Origin of the sequence: Nostoc sp. NMS4 (assembly GCF_017115095.1) — a bacterium.
Taxonomy (GTDB): Bacteria; Cyanobacteriota; Cyanobacteriia; order Cyanobacteriales; family Nostocaceae; genus Nostoc.
In genome coordinates this window covers 1-2,845 of sequence record NZ_JABXKI010000426.1, presented here as the reverse complement: position 1 = coordinate 2,845, position 2,845 = coordinate 1, and the positions used below count along the sequence as shown (strand labels likewise).

Below are 2,845 nucleotides of genomic sequence, written 5' to 3'. Positions count from 1 at the left end.
TCACTGAAGGTGGTTGGTGGTGTTCGGGACTAGACCCTTTGAATAATTGGCAAATGATGGAATGGGGATGCTTTAAGCCAAACCAACCCCGACAAAATCACAATGGTAAGTCTATCAAATACGAGCATCCTCCCAGCACGCCAACGCGAGTGTTTTGTTTGCGCGTAACCTTGCAAGTGTGGCAGCAAGTCGCTGGGCGTTACAATCTGGTCATGCCTGAAAATATCACCATTACTGCTGATGGCGAGGCTGGAGGCTTTTGGCAATGGGTGATGCAACAGAACATCCCCCTGATCATTTGTGAGGGTGTCAAGAAAGCAGCCACGTTGTTGACGCAAGGATATGTCGCTATTGCCATTCCCGGAATTACCAGTGGTTATCGGGTTGTGAAAGATGAATTTGGCAAAGTTACCCGTCGTCAGCTAATTCCCGATTTAGCCGCGTTTGCGATTACAAAACGCAGCTTTTACATTTGCTTTGATTTTGAAACTCAACCCAAGACAATTGCTGCTGTAAATAATGCTATTTCTCAACTTGGTTGTTTATTACAGCAAAAAAATTGTCCTGTTAAAGTCATCGAACTTCCAGGGATAGAAAAAGGGGTTGATGAGTTTATTGTTGCTAAAGGTGCAAATAGTTTCGATAAAATTTATCGCCAAAGTGTTGATTTAGAAATTTATCTTGCTCAAAGCAAACCCCACACCGAGTTAAGCATTCCGGCTGCACTCACCTTCAACCGTCCTTATATAGGTGAAATACCTTTACCCACCTCTGGATTAGTAGGAATAAAATCAGCGAAAGGAACGGGTAAAACTACAGCATTGCAAAACGTAGTTCAGCACGCAAAAAGTAGAAATAAACCTGTTTTATTAATTACTCATAGAATTTTGCTCGGACGATTTTTGTGTGAAAAAATTGGTATTCAATGGGGAACACATAAAGAAGAGGGTGAGAAAAGGATTGATAAAACACTTACCCCCTCACCTCCCATTCTGCGCTCTATCTTTCCTCAGCAATCCCTCGGCTTGTGTGTTGACTCGATTTGGAAACTTAACCCGGAAAATTGGCGCGGGGCAATAGTAATTTTAGATGAAGTGGAACAATCTTTATGGCATCTGTTAAACAGTAATACTTGTAAGCACAAGCGAGTAAAAATATTAAAGTTATTCCAGCAACTAATTGCGACAGTTTTAACAACTGGGGGTTTAGTAATTGCTCAAGATGCCGATTTATCAGATGTTTCACTTGAATATTTACAGGGATTGGCAGGAATTAAATTAACTCCTTGGGTAGTTATTAATCAGTGGAAACCTCAGCATGGTTGGGATGTGACTTTTTATGATTCACCAAATCCGACACCCCTAATTCACCAACTAGAATTGGATTTACTTGCTGGACGTAAATGTTATGTTACTACCGATAGTCGGGCTGGGCGTTATAGTTGTGAAACAATTGAACGTTATTTAAAAGAGCGACTACAAAAATTACGGCGACAATTTCCTAAAACTTTGGTAGTTAGTAGTCACACTACAAACACACCTGGTCATGCAGCAGTTGATTTTATCGCCGCGATTAATCAAAAAATATCTGAATATGATGGTGTTTTTGTGACTCCTAGCCTTGGTACAGGAATTAGTATTGATGTCCAACATTTCGACCGAGTTTATGGCATTTTTCAAGGGGTAATTCCTGACTCGGAAGCAAGACAAGCGTTAGCAAGAGTTAGGGACGATGTACCGCGTGTTGTCTGGTGTGCTAAACGAGGTATTGGTTTAATTGGTAGTGGTAGTACAAATTATCGCTTGTTATCTGATTGGTATCAAGAAAATCAAAAAGAAAACTTAGCTTTGCTGAGTCCACTACATAAAATAGATGTAGATTTACCCTTAGTTTATGACCCGATTCATTTGCGAACTTGGGCAAAGTTATCTGCAAGGGTAAATGCTTCTATTCGTCTCTACCGCCAATCGATGCAAGATGGTTTGATTGCTGATGGGCATCAAATTCAGATGCGGAGTAATGCAGTTCACAATAATATTATTCGAGATTTGCGCCTAGCCTTTTTAGCGACTGATGCCAATGATTTAGCTACCCGTAAAAGGTTAATTTTAGAAATTGTAAAGGTTCAAAAAGATTGGACACAAAGTCGTCAAAAAGCTAAAGAAATTAAACGCAAAATCAAAGAGATTAAGCAGCACAATCAACTATCGGTAGCAGATGCTGTAGCCAATGCCAAAAATATCGATTATGTAGAATATGAGCAGTTGTTAGTGAAACATTCCCTAACGGATGGAGAACGCAACCAAATTAACAAATATATTCTCAGACAAAGGTATGGTGTAGAAGTTACTCCTTGGCTGAAATTGCAGGATGAACAAGGATATTATCGTCAACTGTTACTTCACTATTATTTAACTCATGAAAGCGAGTATTTTCATGTTAGAGACGAGCAAGAATGGCATCAACAATTGTCTTGGGGTGAAGGAAAAGTTTTTCTTCCAGATTTAAAAACTTACACGCTAAAAGTTGAGGCGATGAGAGCTTTAGGAATGCTTCAGTTTCTTGAAGAAAAACGAGAATTTACTGAAAATGATCCAGATTTGATATTGTTGAAAAATATTGCTTTTCAGCATAGTAAGCATATTAAAAGAGCGCTTGGTATTAATTTGGTTGGGGAAAAAGAGCAGGTTTCGGCAATAAAAATACTTGGGCGACTATTAAATTTGTTGGGTTTGAAGCTGAAACGAGTGAATGAGGTTTATCAAATTGATTTAGAAACGCTATATGATGGCAGAGAGAAAATATTTGCTGTTTGGCATCAACGAGATGAGTTAATGTTGGCTCA

1 protein-coding gene is annotated in these 2,845 nt (G+C 39.2%); it reads left to right on the top strand.

Going from position 1 to position 2,845, the window contains the following annotated elements; all coding sequences use genetic code 11:
* The coding region (locus tag HWQ37_RS33935) for a plasmid replication protein, CyRepA1 family (RefSeq protein ID WP_292755709.1) at positions 1-2,845 on the top strand (2,845 nt) is incomplete at both ends.